Below are 16591 nucleotides of genomic sequence, written 5' to 3' on the forward strand. Positions count from 1 at the left end.
TCTGCTCGCCAATCGCCAAAGCGATCAGCGCCGGCCGAGCCGGTCTCTTGGTTCACGCCAATAGCGCATTTTGTGGCCGGCGACCAATGACAGAATTGGGCGTCAGGCCTGAGGCGGGCGCTTGGCGCCCGTCCCGGATCAGGTCTGCGTTTCGCCTTCGATCGGCGCTTCGGTCGGGTCAACGGTGCCATCGACGGTCGGGTCGACCGGCACGGTTTCCTGCGGCGTTGCGGGAACTTCGGGGTCCGAAGTCAGGTCAGCACCGCCGCCCTGCAGAATGTCGTTGACCTGCTGCTCGAGCCCTTCAGGCAGCATGGAGATCAGGGTTTTGCCCATATTGTCGAGATAGGGCAGCGACTGCGAATTGCTCGCCCATTCCGGCAGATTGGTGCCGAGCAGCCAGACGCCGAAAATGGTGATGACGATGGCAATCAGAATGCCGCGCAAAACGCCAAAGATGAAGCCCAGCGTGCGGTCGATCGGCCCGATGCGGCTGTCGACCACGAAATCGGCAATGCGCATGGTGAGCAGGTGCAGCACGATCAGCGAAACGATGAAGCTGACGACAACGGTGGCAATATTGGCCACGATTTCTTCAGCGATATACTGCTGCGCGATATCAGGGTGGTAGAGGTACATGTAGATGGCGATGGCGGCCGAACCGGCCCAGGTCGCCAGTGACAGGACCTCGCGTGTCAGGCCCCTGGCCGTAGCCAGAATTGCCGAGATCAACACCAGGACACCCACACCAACGTCAAACGCTGTCAGCATATGTCTTCGCTAGCTCCACTTGCCGTCGGCCTGTTGCCGCGACCATTAGCGACTTTGCGCGCCCCTGCCAAGGCCACGAGGGCCAGAGGAACACGAACTTTCAGAGATTCTTAACTTACCAGCCTTCCGGCTCGGCCACCGGCTTCTTGCCATTGGCCGCAATTCGCCCAACCATTTCCGACAATTGCGAAAACTCCGTGACCTCGAAGCCGTTCGTCTTGTCCACGTTATTGACGCGCCCGGTGACCACCGACTGGAAGCCGAGCTTCTGCGCCTCGCGCAGCCGCAGCCCGGCATGCGACACGGGCCGCACCCCACCTGCCAGCGAGATTTCGCCGAAATAGACCGCTTCTTTCGGGAGCGGCGACCCGGTCAGCGACGAAATCAGCGCCGCCGCAACGGCAAGGTCCGCGGCAGGCTCGTTGATTTTCAGCCCGCCCGCGACATTGAGATAGATATCGTTGGCGCCAATCCTGACCCCGCAGCGCGTCTCGAGCACTGCCAGCACCATGGAAAGGCGCTGAGAATCCCAGCCCACCACGGCGCGTCGGGGTGTCCCAAGCGGGGAGGGGGCCACCAGCGCCTGAATTTCGATGAGGATCGGCCGCGTCCCTTCCATGCCGGCAAACACAGCCGAGCCCGCCGCGTCCTGGTCGCGCTGATCTAAGAACAGCGCCGAAGGGTTCGCCACCTGCTCGAGCCCGCGCTCGGTCATGGCAAAGACGCCGATCTCATCGGTCGCCCCATAGCGATTCTTTACGCCGCGCAGGATGCGGAACGTGTGGCTCGCATCTCCCTCAAAATAGAGCACCGCGTCGACCATGTGCTCCACGACACGCGGCCCAGCGATCTGCCCGTCTTTCGTGACGTGCCCCACCAGCACCACGGCCGCGCCCGACTTCTTCGCCAACCGCGTCAGCGCCTGCGCAGAAGTGCGCACCTGGGTCACCGTTCCCGGCGCGCTTTCCACCCTGTCCGTCCACAGCGTCTGGATGGAATCGATGATGACGAGGTCCGGCGGCGGTCCATTCTCCAGCGTCGCCAGGATAATCTCGACATTGGTCTCCGCCGCCAGCAGCACATCGGCCTCGCCAAGCCCTAGCCGCTGCGCGCGAAGCCTGACCTGCGCCACGGCCTCTTCGCCCGACACATAGATGACACGCTTGCCCTTGTTGGCCAGCGCCGCCGCCGATTGCAGCAGCAGTGTCGACTTGCCGATGCCGGGATCACCACCCACCAGCAGCGCCGAACCCTTCACGAAGCCGCCGCCGGTCACGCGATCCAATTCTGCGATGCCCGTCACGACACGCGCGGCGCTTTCCGTCTCCCCCGACAGCGGCTGAAGATTGGCCGGACGACCGCCAGATTTCGCCGCCTTCGGACCCGCCCCGATGCCGCTATCGACCAGCTCCTCGACAATGGTATTCCACTCGCCGCAGGCGTCGCACCGGCCCTGCCAACGGGTCGTTATCGCGCCGCAGGACTGGCAGACGAAATTGGATTTGTTCTTGGCCACTATGCGTTCTCTCGCGCTGCGCACCGGTCGGCGATGCGCCGCACGCTGTTCCAGTTTCGGGCCGTATTCGTCCCGCAATTTTTGTCGATCAGCCGGATGAGTTTTCCGGATTGCGCCACGTCGTGGGTGAAATCGACGACGAGATGGTCATGCACCACATGCACCGTCTCGGGCCCGTCATGGCGCTTCAGCCAGTCGAAATCCGGCTTCTTGCTGGCGAAGAAATAGACCCCGGTCTGGTTCGGCCGCTCCGCCGCCGCCTCGGCAATGGGATCGGCCTTCATCAGCTTTTGCAGCAGCGCCGGCTTTCGTACTACGGGCACGACGTTCTCCCCGAGCCCGAAGCCGCGCAGCACGCCGACCGTCGTCGTCACGACCGTCGCCTCAGTCCCATCGAACCCAGCAATCATATTGCCCGTATTGACCAGCGTTTCCGGCGCCACGAACCCGGCCGCTTCTGACGCCTCGCGCCACTGCGCCATGGTCATGAGCTTGTGCGTCACCGGCCCGATGGCGCGCAGCAGGATCACATATGTGCTTAATGTCAGCGCCAAATCCGGTCGATTCCTTGTTGGTGGGACGCTAACAGCTTTGCCCCACCCGTTCAAGAACGAACAGAGAACAAACTATTCCGGCAGATAGCCATTGCCGACATAGTTGCGCGTGTAGCGCCCCTTGAGAGCGGTCAGCAGTTCGTAGCCGATCGTGCCGGCCACATCAGCCTGCTCGTCTAGGCCGACATTGGGCCCAAAGATCTCGACGCCCTCTCCGGGCTTCGGCAGGTTCGGCCCCAGCTCGGTAATGTCGACGATGGACTGGTCCATGGAAATCTTGCCCACCACCGGGCAGAGCTTTCCGCGCACAAACACCTTGGCGCCCGGCCGCGCATTGCTCCCGGAGAGCGAGCGCAGGAAGCCGTCGGCATAGCCATGCCCGATCACCGCCAGTCGGCTGTCGCGCGAGAGTGAATAGGAGGCGCCATAGCCCACCGTTTCGCCAGTCCGCGCCTCGCGCACCTGCAACACCGGCGCATGCAGCGTCACCACCGTCGCCATGGGGTTCTTGCGCCCGACAACGGCGCGGCCGCCATAAAGCGCAATGCCCGGCCGCACCATCTGGAAGTGATAGTCGCGTCCGGTCATCAAGCCCGCCGAATTGGCGAGCGAAGCGGGAATGCCCGGAAACTGGTTCAGCACCGAACCGAACAGCGCCAGCTGCGTGCGGTTCTTTTCGTGGCTCGGAATATCGGCGCAGGCGAGGTGGCTCATCACCATCTGCGGCGCATAGCTCAACCGTGCAATGCGCTCGCGCACGGTGACGGCCTCATTGAGCCTGAAACCGAGCCGGTTCATGCCGGTGTCGAAATGGAAAGCGCTGGGATAGGCCTCGTTGCGCTCGACGCACTTGTTGAGCCACTCCTCCAACATATCCATCGAGGAAATGACCGGCATCAGGTTCTGCCGGATGTAGAGATTGGCTGCGCCCGGATAGAGCCCGTTGAGCACGAAGATATGGGCGCTGGGCAGGGCCGTCCGCACGGCAATGCCTTCATCAGGCGTCGCCACGAAGAAGAAGCGCGCGCCAGCCGCATAAAGCGCCGTCGCCGCCATTTCGATACCGGTGCCATAGGCGTCAGCCTTGACGACCGCAGCCGTCAGCGCACCTTGGCTCACCTTGTCGAGGGCGTTCCAGTTTCGGGCGAGTGCCCCGAGATCGACAGTCAGTTGGCTCCCGAGGCCCGAGGTCAGCTTCATACCTATTCCATGCGTTCGGGCAGATAGTCTGCCCTAGCGAGGTTACCGAAGCGTGTGAACTGGGCCTCAAAGCTCAGCTGCACGGTTCCGGTAGGGCCATGGCGCTGCTTGGCAATGATGACTTCCGCCTTGCCGTGCACCTGCTCCATTTCCCCTTGCCAGGTAATGTGTTCTGGCGTGCCCTCTTTGGGTTCCTTGTTCTTGAGATAGTACTCTTCGCGATAAACGAAAAGCACCACGTCAGCGTCCTGCTCGATAGAACCCGATTCGCGCAAATCCGCTAGCTGAGGATGCTTGTCGTCGCGCGCTTCCACCTGACGGGAGAGCTGGGAGAGCGCAATCACCGGAACTTCCAGCTCCTTGGCCAGTGCCTTCAGCGTCGTGGTGATTTCGGTCAGTTCCTGCACACGGTTCTGGCTCGATGCCTTCGACGAACCCGAGAGCAGTTGCAGGTAGTCGACAATGAGCAGGTCGAGCCCCTTCTGCCGTTTCAGGCGCCGCGCGCGCGCCGCCAGCTGCGCCACGCTGAGACCACCCGTATCGTCGATATAGAGCGGCACCTTGCTCATCATGTTCGACACATCGACAAGCTTGGAAAATTGGCTGTCGTGAATACGTCCGCGGCGAATGTCGGAAGACGACACTTCCGCCTGCTCGGCGAGAATACGGGTCGCCAGCTGTTCCGAACTCATTTCGAGGCTGAAGAAGCCGACGACACCGCCATTGACGGTCTTGTTGTGCCCGTCCGGCGTCACCTCGCCGCGCCAGTTCTTGGCGACATTATAGGCGATATTGGTCACGAGCGAGGTCTTGCCCATGGCGGGACGACCGGCGAGCACGATCAAATCCGAGCGCTGCAAACCACCCATCTGCCGATCGAGATCGTGCAGATCTGTCGCCACGCCCGAAAGGCCGCCATCACGCTGAAACGCCTCGCCCGCCATACGAATGGACGCACTAAGCGCCGTACCGAAGCTGAGGAAGCCGCCATCGTAGCGACCCTTTTCGGCCAGCTGGAAAAGCTCGCCTTCCACCTTTTCGATCTGCCGGTTCGGGGTCATTTCGACCTCCGACTCATAGGCAACCGAAACCATCTCCTCGCCGACGAGAATCAGGCTGCGGCGAATGGCGAGGTCATAGATGGCCTGCCCATAGTCGCCGGCATTGATAACGGTGGTCGCTTCAGCCGCCAGACGCGCCAGATACTGCGCCATGGTCATTTCGGGCAGCAGCTGGTCGGGCAGGTGGGTCTTGATGGTGGTGGGGTCAGCCGACTTGCCGGCACGGATCACCTTGCTGGTGATCTCATAAATGTCCCGGTGCACGGGCTCATAAAAGTGTTCCGGCTCAAGGAAATCCGAGACCCGGTAAAAGGCTTCGTTGTTGATCAGGATAGCGCCCAAAAGGGCTTGTTCGGCCTCCACATTGTGGGGGGCGACGCGAAACGACTTGTCTTCGGCCGGGTGAAGCCGTGCGATCTCAGCCATCGTGATCCTCGGGGGGTGTTAACCTTTCTAACCACGGGGGAGTGGTCGGAGTCCCACCGGCCTATCCCTCAAGGGGTTAAGATTCTTTTCGAGGTGTGAACTCTGTGAACAACGGGGATAGTGACCATCGTGTGTTGCACGGCACGAAGGCATCAGCATGGCGACCATGAGTCGGTCTGGAAGGTCTATTTAAGGCCCCAAGGACGCGCCTCGGGGTCCGAAGCCGCCCAGACCACCCGCTCGACACGCCAGCTTCCGTCGCTGAGTTTTATCGTCGAGATAAGCACCACAGCCGGCTCACCCTTGGCCTCGATCATATATCTGCCTTGGTCGTCACGCTCGAATGTCGCGCTCGAAAAGGCGCCGGGCTCGAGATCGAACGGCAGCAGCCCTTCGGCCTTGGCGTGCACCATGGTGCGATCGAAGAGGAGCGCGCCTTCGAGGTTGACCTCCTTGAGGATGTCGAGACCAATTTCATCGGTGGTCTGTCGCCCCAAGGCGCCGGTGCCGGCTTCCATGCCGGGGAAGAGCTGAGCCTCGTTGAACTCGAAGAGCTTGTTGGAGAAGGCCGTCTTTGCCTCCGGGCTCAGCAATATCCAGGCCCGGTAGTAGTCTTCGGCAGCATAGGCCTCGACAAAACCGCGCAGCACCGCCTCGCTGCTGCTCCTGTCGATGCTCTCGATATAGGTGCGCGGCAGCTGCGGCGCCTTGGTCTTGCCCGCCTCCTGCGCCGCCGCGGGCAGGGCGAGCGCGGCCAGAGGCACCATCAATGCAAGGAACACACGCATAAGAGCCATCCCCGACATGTTGTGCCGGGCAGCATGGCGCAAAAAGAAAGGCCGGACAATCTGTCCGGCCTTTCTGGTAACTTGGCAGTCCGAAGAGACTACTCTTCGAAACGGTCGTCCGCAGCAGCGTCCTTCTGGCCGGCGGCGAAATCGCCGTCGTCATCAGCTTCGAAGGTGTGGACGGTGACGTCTTCACCCTGGGCCTGGCGGGTCGCTTCGTCAGCCGAACGGGCGACGTTGACGGTGATGGTCACGGCGACTTCGGCGTGCAGGATCAGCGGCACGGTGTGGACACCGACCGACTTGATCGGGTCTGCAAGGTCGACCTGGTTGCGCTGGACGATGTAACCATCGTTGGCCAGGGCTTCCACGACGTCGCGGGCAGCGACCGAACCATAGAGCTGGCCGGTTTCGCCAGCCTGACGGATGATCACCACGGTGCGGCCATTGAGGCCTTCGGCGATACCGGCAGCGGCGTTACGACGCTCTTCGTTGCGCTGTTCGATGTGAGCGCGTTCGTTTTCGAAACGCTTGCGGTTGGCTTCGGTGGCGCGAAGAGCCTTGCCCTGGGGCAGGAGGAAGTTACGGGCAAAGCCGTCCTTCACATTGACTTCGTCGCCGATGGTGCCGGTGCGACCGATACGCTCGAGCAGAATGACTTTCATGTCTTTATTCCTTTGGCTGTCCCGTTCTTTCGAACGGTTAGGAGCCGCGGACCATCCGCGACCCCAGCGGGTATTTCTTTGGAAGTGAAGCCGAAGCTTACTTCACAGCGTAGGGCATGATGCCGATGAAGCGAGCACGCTTGATGGCACGGGCCAGTTCGCGCTGCTTCTTGGCCGAAACGGCCGTGATGCGGCTCGGGACGATCTTGCCGCGCTCGGAAACGTAGCGCGAGAGCAGACGGACGTCCTTGTAGTCGATCTTCGGTGCGCCTTCGCCCGAGAACGGGCAGGTCTTGCGACGGCGCTGGAACGGACGACGGGCCTGGGAAGTGGTGAGGTCTTTAATAGCCATGGCTATGCGTTCCTTATCTTAGAAGCGGCGGGGACGACGGTCGCCCGAGGGGGCACCACGTTCGCCACGGCCACCACCATCACGGTCATCGCGATCGCGCTTCTGCATCATCGCGGACGGGCCTTCTTCCAGCTCGTCGACGCGCACGGTCATGAAGCGCAGGATGTCTTCATTGATGCGCATCTGGCGTTCCATTTCGGCAACGGCCGGAGCCGATGCTTCGATGTTCAGCAGGGTGTAGTGAGCCTTGCGGTTCTTGCGGATGCGGTAGGAGAGACCCTTGAGGCCCCAGTATTCGTTCTTGGTGACCTTGCCGCCGCCCTGGGACAGCACTTCGGTCAGCGCAGCGGTCAGTTCTTCAACCTGCTGCTGCGAAACGTCCTGGCGAGCCAGGAAGATGTGTTCGTAAAGGGCCATTGAATGCGCCTTCCTTTCAGTTGTCATACGCATTTCGCTGGCGCGGAGCCCCTTCGAAGCCGGAAAGGCGTCAAAGCAGTCTTGCAAAGAGCGGGAACACGGGAGGCCGGACGTTTACGGTCCTATCTTTTCAAACGAAAAAACCCTCCGTTCAGCCCCCGGCCAAACGAATTGCTGCGGCGGCTATAGAGGAGAAGGGCCCCCAACGCAAGTGTCACGCTTAGAAGCTGGGCCTTTGGGCCGCTTTGCCTCCAAAAAATCGCACTGCCGCGGGAGTCTTTCCCAGAATCATCGGGCAGATTGCTTGACTCCTCTATCTACACTCGGCAAACGCCTCGCAATGTCCGCAACCTCGGAGACGTCGTCATGACCAGCAGAGCTTTCACCTTCCCCGGCCAGGGCAGTCAGGCCGTCGGCATGGGCAAGGAACTGGCCGATGCCTTCCCCGAAGCGCGCGCCGTCTTCGACGAAGTCGATGAAGCGCTGGGCGAAAAGCTTTCCCAGACCCTGTTCGAAGGTCCGGAAGACGTTCTGCGTCTCACCGAGAACGCCCAGCCCGCCCTGATGGCCTCGAGCATTGCCGTGCTCCGCGTCGTCGAAAGCCGCGGCGTCAGCCTTTCCCAGCACGCAAAGTTCGTCGCCGGCCACTCGCTGGGCGAATATTCCGCCCTTTGCGCCGCTGGCACCTTCTCTCTTTCCGATACGGCCCGTCTCCTCCGCACCCGCGGCCAGGCCATGCAGAAGGCCGTGCCTGTCGGTCACGGCGCCATGGCTGCGCTCCTCGGTCTCGACCTCGACACCGCCCGCGCTGTTGCTGAAGAAGCCGCGCAAGGCGAAGTCTGCCAGGTTGCGAATGACAATGCGCCCGGCCAGGTCGTCATCTCCGGTGCTCTCGCCGCCATCGAACGCGCCGTCGAAATCGCCAAGGCCAAGGGCTCCAAGCGCGCCCTGCTGCTACCCGTCAGCGCGCCGTTCCACTGCTCGCTAATGCAGCCCGCCGCTGAAGCCATGGCCGCCGCGCTCGCCGAAGTGCAGATGAACGCGCCCGTCGTGCCGCTTGTCGCCAACGTGCTGGCCGCCCCGATCACCGATCCCGCCGAAATCCGCCAGCGCCTCGTCGAGCAGGTCACCGGCGTCGTCCGCTGGACCGAAAGCGTCACCTGGCTTGCAGGGCAGGGCGGTGTCACCGAACTCGTCGAGCTCGGCACCGGCCGCGTCCTCACAGGCCTTGCCAAGCGCATTGCCCCCGATCTCGCCACCCAGGCCGTCGGCGGTCCCGCAGACATCGACGTCTTCGTCGCCTCTGTCACGGCCTGAAACAAAACAATAAAGTCATCTCCAAAGGGAGAGAGAAGAAATGTTCGATTTGACCGGTAAGCGCGCCTTGGTCACTGGCGCCAGCGGCGGCATTGGCCGCGAGATCGCCAAGGCGCTGGCTGCCGCCGGCGCGACCGTCGCCCTCTCGGGTACCCGCGTCGGCGCTCTCGAAGAAACTGCCCAGCAGATCGGCAAGGAATGCCCGATCCTGCCGTGCAACCTCTCCAAGATGGACGATGTCGACACCCTCGTGCCCGACGCCGAAGCCGTCATGGGCGGCGTGGATATCCTCATCAACAATGCCGGCATGACCCGCGACAATCTCTTCATGCGCATGAAGAATGAAGAGTGGGATGAAGTCATCGCGGTCAACCTCACCGCGGCCTTCCATCTCAACCGCGCCGTACTGCGTGGCATGATGAAGCAGCGTTGGGGCCGTATCATTGGCATCTCTTCCGTTGTTGGCGTCATGGGTAACCCCGGCCAGGGCAACTATGCTGCCTCCAAGGCCGGCCTCATCGGCATGAACAAGGCGCTGGCCTATGAAGTGGCGAGCCGCAACATCACGGTCAATTCCATCGCCCCGGGCTTCATCGCCTCGGCCATGACCGATGAACTCAACGACAAGCAGCGCGAGTCCATTCTCTCGACCATTCCGGCCAACCGCCTCGGCACCCCCCAGGAAGTCGCCGCCTGCGCCGTCTTCCTCTCGAGCGACGCCGCAGCCTACGTCACGGGCCACACGCTCAACGTCAACGGCGGCATGGCGATGATCTGAGGCAGGGCTTGCTTCCCCGCCCTGGGGGCATCCCTTTCCATCCCGCGTCATTCCCGCGAAAGCGGGAATCTCTTCGGCGGGCGAGGGATTCCCGCGTTCGCGGGGATGACGCGGTGATGGGCTTGCGCTCCGTACCCCGTTAATAAAGCCTTAAACCCTTGGAAACCACGCCTCTCGCTGCTGGCAAACCTCAGGGAAACATGCTACTCGCGCCCCGTTAACCCTTGCCGGTCCGCCTTGCGAGCGCCGAAAAGGCCGCTTACATTGCCTCTGTGCAAGTCAAAACCGAGCTTGATGAATTGGCTTCGCGCCAATAAGAAGCGAAACGAAACTTCGATTTCTAAAAAGGGAAGTCAAATATGAGCGATGTCGCTGATCGGGTCCGCAAGATCGTTGTGGAACACCTCAATGTGGACGCCGAGAAGGTCGTTGAAAAGGCCAGCTTCATCGACGATCTGGGCGCTGACTCGCTCGATCAGGTCGAGCTGGTTATGGCTTTCGAGGAAGAATTTTCGGTCGAAATCCCGGACGATGCTGCCGAGTCGATCCAGACCTTCGGAGACGCTGTCTCCTTCCTGACCAAGGCCACCAGCTAAGCTGGACGGGCAGTAGACATGGAACTTCGCCGAGTCGTCGTCACCGGAATGGGGCTTGTCACGCCCCTTGGTTGCGGAGTGGAGGCCACGTGGGCCAACATTCTTGCAGGCAAGAGTGGAGCCAAGCGTATCGACGAATTCCAGGTCGACGATATTGCCTGCCAGATCGCCCATCGCATTCCGCTGGGTGATTATGCCGATGGTAAGTACAATCCCGACGAGTGGATGGAATCCAAGGAACAGCGCAAGGTCGACGATTTCATCGTCTACGCCATGGCCGCTGCCACCCAGGCCATCCAGGATGCCGGGGTCGAACCCAAGACGCAGGAAGAGCAGGAGCGCACCGGCGTTCTGATCGGCTCGGGTATCGGCGGGATTGGCGGCATCTATGATGCCTCCATCACCCTCCACGAAAAAGGCCCGCGCCGTATCAGCCCCTTCTTCATTCCGGGTCGTCTGATCAACCTGGCTTCCGGCCATGTTTCCATCCGTTTCGGTCTCAAGGGGCCGAACCATTCCGTCGTCACCGCCTGCTCGACTGGTGCGCACGCCATTGGCGATGCGGCCCGCCTGATCGCGCTGGGTGATGCCGATGTGATGGTTGCGGGTGGTGCTGAAAGCTGCGTCAACCGCATCTCGCTGGCAGGCTTTGCCGCAGCGCGTGCGCTCTCGACCGGTTTCAACGACAACCCGACCGCCGCTTCCCGTCCTTACGACAAGGACCGTGATGGTTTCGTCATGGGCGAAGGCGCCGGCATTGTCGTGCTCGAAGACTATGAGCGCGCCAAGGCTCGCGGCGCCAAAATTTATGGCGAAGTGATCGGTTATGGCCTTTCGGGCGATGCCTATCACATCACCGCACCCGCGCCCGATGGCGATGGTGGCTTCCGTGCCATGAGCGCGGCGGTCAAGCGTGCAGGCATTTCGCCCTCCGATATCGACTACATCAATGCCCACGGGACTTCGACGCCGCTCGGCGACGAAATCGAACTGGGTGCTGTTTCCCGCGTTCTCGGCGCTGCTGCCGAAGGCCGCGTGATGAGCTCGACCAAGTCGGCCATCGGTCACCTCCTTGGTGCCGCTGGTTCGGTTGAAGCGATTTTCTGCCTTCTCGCCATGCGCGATGGCATCGCTCCGCCGACGCTCAACCTCGACAATCCTTCCGTCGAGACGCCGATCAATCTGGTGCCCAAGGTGGCACTGAAGAAGGAAATCAACGTGGCCCTATCCAATAGCTTCGGCTTTGGCGGCACCAATGCCACGCTGGTCATGCGCAAGGTCGCCTGACTTTTTTGCTTTGCAAGAGGGGCACGTCGCTCGACCAAGCGACGTGCCCCTTGTTTTTATTCAAATCCATTGCAAACAATGCCGCCGCCCTGCCGCTTTATAACAACAAGATCGGCATACCCGCTGACTGGCCATGAGGTGATTCCTTAGATGAACGACCGCCGTAAACGCCGCCGCCGCTCGTCCAATGGCCTTGTCGATGTGCTCAACGCCCTGCTTACCCTGCTCGTCATCGGCCTCGTCGTGGTCGGCGGCGGCTTTCTCTTCGTGGCGCAGCAATACTATAGCGATGGTCCATCCACCGAAGAGCGCGTCTTCCGCGTCGAAAGCGGCAATACGCTGAGCACCACGGCGAGCCGTCTCGAAGAGCAGGGTTTCATCACCAATTCGCTGATCTTCCGGCAGTTCGGCGCGCGCGTCGAAGAGAACACCACGGTCAAGGCAGGCGATTTCACCATCCCCGCCCATGCCAGCATGTCCGAAATTCTGCGCGAGCTGACCACCGGCACGCCGATCCGCTACGCCGTCACCATTCCCGAAGGCTGGACCTCCTGGCAGGTCGTGCAGCGCGTCAATGCCGACGATCGCCTGACCGGCACCATCGACAACCTGCCGCCAGAAGGCTCGATCCTGCCGGGCAGCTACGACTATCTGCCGGGCGATACCCGCCAGTCGGTCATCGACCGCATGCAGGCCGCCATGACCACGGCGCTGGCCGAGACCTGGGAAGGCCGCCAGGCCGATCTGCCACTGGCTAGCCCCGCCGAACTCTTGATCCTCGCCTCCGTCGTCGAGCGCGAAACCGGCGTTGCCGAAGAGCGTCCGCAGGTCGCCGCCGTCTTCGTCAACCGCCTCAAGGAAGGCATGCGCCTTCAGTCCGACCCGACGATCATCTATGGCATCACGCTGGGCCAATCGACGCTCGAGCGCGGCCTGCGCCGTTCGGAGATCGAGGAAAAGACCGCCTACAACACCTATCAGATCGACGGGCTACCCCCGACGCCCATCGCCAATCCCGGCATCGAATCCCTGCGCGCCGTCGCCAATCCCGATAGCCACAACTATCTCTACTTCGTCGCCAAGGGCGCCTCGCCGCGCGATGGCCACGTCTTCGCCGAGACCTATGCCGAGCATCAGCAGAACGTCGCCCGCTATCGCGAGATCGAGCGCGAAGCGGCCGAACAGGCAGCAACCGATGCCGAAGCTGCGCGCCAGGCCCTAGAAGCCGAAGAAGCCAACGGCACGGAAGGCTCCAGCCAGTGACCTCCCGCCTCGCCAGCATGACCGGCTATGCCCGGGCCGACGCCATGTTCGGCCCGGCTCGCCTCCGCGTGGAGCTGAAATCGGTCAATGGACGCGGCCTTGATATCCGTACGCGCCTCGCCTCCGGCCTCGACGCCTTCGACATCCCGATCCGTCAGGCGCTGAGCCAGGCCCTCTCCCGCGGCTCGGTCAATGCCACCCTGTCGCTCGACCGCCAGGGCGCGACTGGCGCCGTCTCGGTCAATCCCGCGGCGCTCGAAACCATCCTCGCCGCCATCGCGGCGCTCTCGGACCGCGTCGATGCCCGTCGCCCCAGCCTTGACGGCATCCTGGCTCTGCCGGGCGTGCTCGTGGTCGAGGAAGGCAGCGACATCGACGAGGAGGGTCTTGAGCCCGTCCTGATGTCCGCTATCCGTCAGGCCATCGCCGCGCTGCAGCAATCGCGGCTGGAGGAGGGCGCCCGCATCGCCGAAATCCTCTCTCGCCAACTCGATGCCATCGCCGAACTCGTCGAGCGCGCCGATGCCCATCCCGGCCGTTCGCGCGAAGCGATTTCCGCCCGCCTCGCCCAGCAGGTTCAGTCCCTGCGCCAGGAAGCCGATATCTCGCCCGAGCGCCTCGCCCAGGAAGCTCTGGTGCTGGCCACCAAGGCCGACATCCAGGAAGAGATCGATAGGCTCCGCGCCCACATTGCCGGCGCCCGCGCGCTTCTCTCCGGCTCCGGCGCTGTCGGCCGCCGCCTCGATTTCCTCGCCCAGGAATTCAATCGCGAAGCCAATACGCTCTGCTCCAAATCGAACGCCGTGGAACTCACTGCCATCGGTCTTGACCTCAAGGCGGTGATCGATCAACTACGCGAGCAAGTCCAGAACATCGAATAGAGTGCCTCAAAGATGGATTTTCAGCGCCGCGGCGTCATGCTCGTCCTCGCCTCTCCCTCAGGCGCCGGCAAATCCTCCATTTCGCGCGCGCTCTTCGGTGCCGATCCCAATATCAAGCTGTCGGTCTCGGTGACCACGCGCGGCCGCCGCACCGACGAAGTCGACGGCAAGCACTATCACTTCATCGACGTGCCGACCTTCGAGCAGATGCGTAGGGATGGTGGCCTCCTCGAATCCGCCGAAGTCCATGGCAATTTCTACGGCACCCCGCGTGCCCTCGTCGAAGAGCAGCTGTCCTCGGGCAACGACATTCTCTTCGACATCGACTATCAGGGCACCCTGCAGCTCTATGAAAAGTGCCGTGCCGACATGGTCACGGTCTTCATCCTGCCGCCCTCGATCAAGGAACTGCGCGCCCGTCTCGAACGCCGCGCCCAGGATAGCGTCGGCACCATTGAAAAGCGCCTCAGGAACGCGCGCAACGAGATGGATCACTACGACGAATACGACTACGTGCTCGTCAACGAAGACCTCGAACTCTCCGTCGCCCGCGTCCGCGCCATCCTCGCCTCGGCCCGTCTCGACCGCAAGCGCCAGATCAATCTCGATAACTTCGTGCGCGACCTGCAGAACCAGATCGGTCCGGCCTGACAGGGTCGTATCTCACCCCACCCACTGCGTCATTCCCGCGAAAGCGGGAATCTCTGTTTCTGCGCAATCAGATTCCCGCTTTTGCGGGAATGACGCAGTGACCGGAATGATTGCGGCGCTTACCGCAACCCCGGCAGCGCCCGCGCCATGGCCAAAAAGGCCTCAATGGGAAGATCCTCGGCCCGTTCGTCGCCCTTGAGCTCCGCTGCCGCCAGCAGCCCTTCCACCGGCACACCCAGCGACTTCAGCGATTGCCGCACCATCTTGCGCCGCTGCCCAAAGGCCGCCTTGGTCACCTGCTCGACATGCTTGACCGACAAGCCTGCTTCCACCGGCTTTGGCACCAGATGCACCACGGCCGAAGTCACATTGGGCGGCGGCACAAAAGCCTGTCGCCCGACATTGAAGGCAATCCGCGCGTCGCTGCGCCATCCGGCCAATACGCCCAGCCGCCCATAGGGGTCTTCGCCGGGCTTGGCGCAGATACGCTCTGCCACCTCGCGCTGAAACATCAGCGTCATGCTCTCGAAGAACGGCGGCCAAGGCTCCTGCGTCAGCCAGCCTGTAAGCAGCGGGGTGCCGATGTTGTAGGGCAGGTTGGCGATGATCCGCGTCGGGCCGTCGGCAAGCTGCCGATAGTCCATTTCCATCGCGTCGCCCGATATCACCGTCAGGCGCCCCGGATAGGCATCGGCGATTTGCGCCAGCGCCGGCAGCGCCCGCGCATCGCGCTCGATGGCAATCACTTCCCGCGCACCCTCGGCCAGCAGGGCCCGCGTCAGCCCGCCGGGCCCCGGGCCCACCTCGATCACCCGCACGCCTTCGAGCGAACCGCCAACGCGGGCAATACGCGCCGTCAGGTTCAGGTCGAGCAGAAAGTTCTGCCCCAGCTCTTTCTTCGCCTGCAGCCCATGCGTGGCAATGACCTCGCGCAGCGGCGGAAGCGTATCGATCTGGCTCATGCGGTCCCGGACGTCATCTTGTCTGCCATGGCTATGGCCGCCAAAAAGCTCGATGTCGAGGCTTTTCCGGTGCCTGCCAGGTCAAACGCCGTCCCATGATCAGGCGATGTCCGCACGATCGGCAGTCCCAGCGTCACATTCACGCCGGCATCGAACGCCACCGTCTTGATCGGGATCAGCGCCTGATCGTGATACATGGCCAATACCGCATCATACTGCCGCCAGTGGCGCGGGAAAAACAGCGTATCGCCGGGCAGGGGCCCGATCGCGTCAATCCCCTCCGCCCGCGCCTTCTCCAGCGCCGGAATGATGATCTCTACCTCTTCGCGCCCGATAGCCCCGCCTTCGCCCGCATGCGGATTGAGCCCCGCCACAGCAATCCGCGGCGCCGCAATCCCGAACCGGCTCTTGAGGTCTCGCGCCATAACTCGCAGCGTCTCGACGATCAGGTCCTCGGTTAGCAACCCCGGCACATCCTTGATCGGCACATGGATAGTCAGCGGCACCGTCCGCAACTCTTCATGCGCCAGCATCATCACCGGCAGCGGCTCTTTCCCGTTCTCGACACAAAGCGCCGCCAGAAACTCCGTATGCCCCGGATGCGCAAACCCCACATGATAGAGCGCGCCCTTATGGATCGGCGCCGTCACCAGCGCCCGGCATTCTCCCGCCCGGACGCTCGCCACAGCCTCTTCGATTGCCGCAATCACCACCCGCGCTGACTCTGGATGCGCTTGCCCAGGCTGGTCCGGGACTACCCCCGCGATATCGACAACGGGCAGGGCCCGCGAAAATACCTCACCCGCATCGGCAGGCGTGGTCGCCAAAATCTCGATGTCGAGCCCCAGCCGCCTGGCCCGCTCAGCGAGAAACCCCGCATGCCCGAACACGACGAATGCCGGCAACCCAAGCGCCTGTCGCTGCGCAAAAAGTGAGAGAAGAATATCCGGGCCGATCCCCGCGGGTTCGCCCATGCTGATCGCCAGCGGCTTCATTTTGCGCCCAATTCCACCGAGAGGTCATTTCACCCTCGGTGTCATCCCCGCGAAGGCGGGGATCTCTGTTTGGGCGCTGAAACAGGGATTCCCGCCTTCGCGGGAATGACG

Annotated in this window: 18 protein-coding genes; 7 read left to right on the plus strand and 11 right to left on the minus strand. The window is 62.5% G+C overall.

Features of this window, described 5'->3' with window-relative positions; all coding sequences use genetic code 11:
- Positions 1-138: 138 nt before the first annotated feature.
- The 9 genes from ACSQ2A_RS03575 to rpsF form a co-directional block, all read right to left on the minus strand.
- Positions 139-771, minus strand: a complete 633-nt coding sequence (locus tag ACSQ2A_RS03575; protein WP_295410552.1) for a CvpA family protein — start codon at positions 769-771, stop codon at positions 139-141.
- A gap of 115 nt (positions 772-886) precedes the next feature.
- Positions 887-2287 carry a DNA repair protein RadA gene (gene radA / locus ACSQ2A_RS03580; RefSeq protein ID WP_436071102.1) on the minus strand — a complete coding sequence of 467 codons (1401 nt, stop codon included), beginning with the start codon at positions 2285-2287 and terminating at the stop codon, positions 887-889.
- A complete protein-coding gene (locus tag ACSQ2A_RS03585; protein ID WP_436071103.1) occupies positions 2287-2841 on the minus strand; it encodes a DUF1697 domain-containing protein in 555 nt (184 codons plus the stop codon). Before ACSQ2A_RS03585 ends, radA begins: the two co-directional genes overlap by 1 nt.
- A gap of 72 nt (positions 2842-2913) precedes the next feature.
- Positions 2914-4041, minus strand: coding sequence for an alanine racemase (alr, locus tag ACSQ2A_RS03590; RefSeq protein WP_436071104.1), 1128 nt, complete (start codon positions 4039-4041; stop codon positions 2914-2916).
- Between the two features lie 2 nt (positions 4042-4043).
- Positions 4044-5528, minus strand: coding sequence for a replicative DNA helicase (locus tag ACSQ2A_RS03595; protein WP_295410543.1), 1485 nt, complete (start codon positions 5526-5528; stop codon positions 4044-4046).
- Between the two features lie 185 nt (positions 5529-5713).
- A complete protein-coding gene (locus ACSQ2A_RS03600) occupies positions 5714-6316 on the minus strand; it encodes a hypothetical protein (protein ID WP_436071105.1) in 603 nt (200 codons plus the stop codon).
- Positions 6317-6414: 98 nt separating this feature from the next.
- A complete protein-coding gene (gene rplI, locus ACSQ2A_RS03605; RefSeq protein WP_367178578.1) occupies positions 6415-6981 on the minus strand; it encodes a 50S ribosomal protein L9 in 567 nt (188 codons plus the stop codon).
- A 97-nt stretch (positions 6982-7078) separates the two neighbouring features.
- Complete coding sequence (gene rpsR / locus ACSQ2A_RS03610) at positions 7079-7333, minus strand: 30S ribosomal protein S18 (RefSeq protein WP_035083777.1); 255 nt, start codon at positions 7331-7333, stop codon at positions 7079-7081.
- A gap of 18 nt (positions 7334-7351) precedes the next feature.
- Positions 7352-7750, minus strand: coding sequence for a 30S ribosomal protein S6 (rpsF, locus tag ACSQ2A_RS03615; protein WP_295410539.1), 399 nt, complete (start codon positions 7748-7750; stop codon positions 7352-7354).
- Positions 7751-8116: 366 nt separating this feature from the next.
- Here rpsF and fabD point away from each other — a divergent pair, with 366 nt between their 5' ends.
- From fabD to gmk, 7 genes are all read left to right on the plus strand, one after another.
- Positions 8117-9067 carry an ACP S-malonyltransferase gene (fabD, locus tag ACSQ2A_RS03620; protein ID WP_436071106.1) on the plus strand — a complete coding sequence of 317 codons (951 nt, stop codon included), beginning with the start codon at positions 8117-8119 and terminating at the stop codon, positions 9065-9067.
- Between the two features lie 40 nt (positions 9068-9107).
- Complete coding sequence (gene fabG, locus ACSQ2A_RS03625; protein ID WP_436071107.1) at positions 9108-9845, plus strand: 3-oxoacyl-[acyl-carrier-protein] reductase; 738 nt, start codon at positions 9108-9110, stop codon at positions 9843-9845.
- Between the two features lie 359 nt (positions 9846-10204).
- Positions 10205-10441 carry an acyl carrier protein gene (locus tag ACSQ2A_RS03630; protein ID WP_035083768.1) on the plus strand — a complete coding sequence of 79 codons (237 nt, stop codon included), beginning with the start codon at positions 10205-10207 and terminating at the stop codon, positions 10439-10441.
- A gap of 18 nt (positions 10442-10459) precedes the next feature.
- Positions 10460-11728 carry a beta-ketoacyl-ACP synthase II gene (gene fabF, locus ACSQ2A_RS03635; protein WP_436071108.1) on the plus strand — a complete coding sequence of 423 codons (1269 nt, stop codon included), beginning with the start codon at positions 10460-10462 and terminating at the stop codon, positions 11726-11728.
- A 150-nt stretch (positions 11729-11878) separates the two neighbouring features.
- A complete protein-coding gene (gene mltG / locus ACSQ2A_RS03640; protein WP_295410531.1) occupies positions 11879-12991 on the plus strand; it encodes an endolytic transglycosylase MltG in 1113 nt (370 codons plus the stop codon).
- The gene (locus ACSQ2A_RS03645; protein ID WP_436071109.1) at positions 12988-13872 is read left to right on the plus strand and encodes a YicC/YloC family endoribonuclease; all 885 of its coding nucleotides are present in this window, start codon (positions 12988-12990) and stop codon (positions 13870-13872) included. The genes mltG and ACSQ2A_RS03645 overlap by 4 nt, the downstream gene beginning before the upstream one ends.
- Positions 13873-13884: 12 nt before the next feature.
- Positions 13885-14523, plus strand: a complete 639-nt coding sequence (gene gmk / locus ACSQ2A_RS03650; protein WP_295410529.1) for a guanylate kinase — start codon at positions 13885-13887, stop codon at positions 14521-14523.
- Positions 14524-14642: 119 nt separating this feature from the next.
- On the opposite strand, the gene rsmA is transcribed toward gmk, so the two are convergent.
- Together rsmA and pdxA are read right to left on the minus strand one after the other, a co-directional pair.
- Positions 14643-15485 (minus strand): 16S rRNA (adenine(1518)-N(6)/adenine(1519)-N(6))-dimethyltransferase RsmA, encoded by an 843-nt coding sequence (gene rsmA, locus ACSQ2A_RS03655; protein WP_436071110.1) that lies wholly within the window; start codon positions 15483-15485, stop codon positions 14643-14645.
- Entirely contained in the window at positions 15482-16480 is a 999-nt protein-coding gene (gene pdxA / locus ACSQ2A_RS03660; RefSeq protein ID WP_436071111.1) for a 4-hydroxythreonine-4-phosphate dehydrogenase PdxA, read from the minus strand. The genes rsmA and pdxA overlap by 4 nt, the downstream gene beginning before the upstream one ends.
- Between the last annotated feature and the right edge of the window lie 111 nt (positions 16481-16591).

The organism is Devosia sp. LjRoot3 (genome assembly GCF_964252865.1).
Classification (GTDB): domain Bacteria; phylum Pseudomonadota; class Alphaproteobacteria; order Rhizobiales; family Devosiaceae; genus Devosia.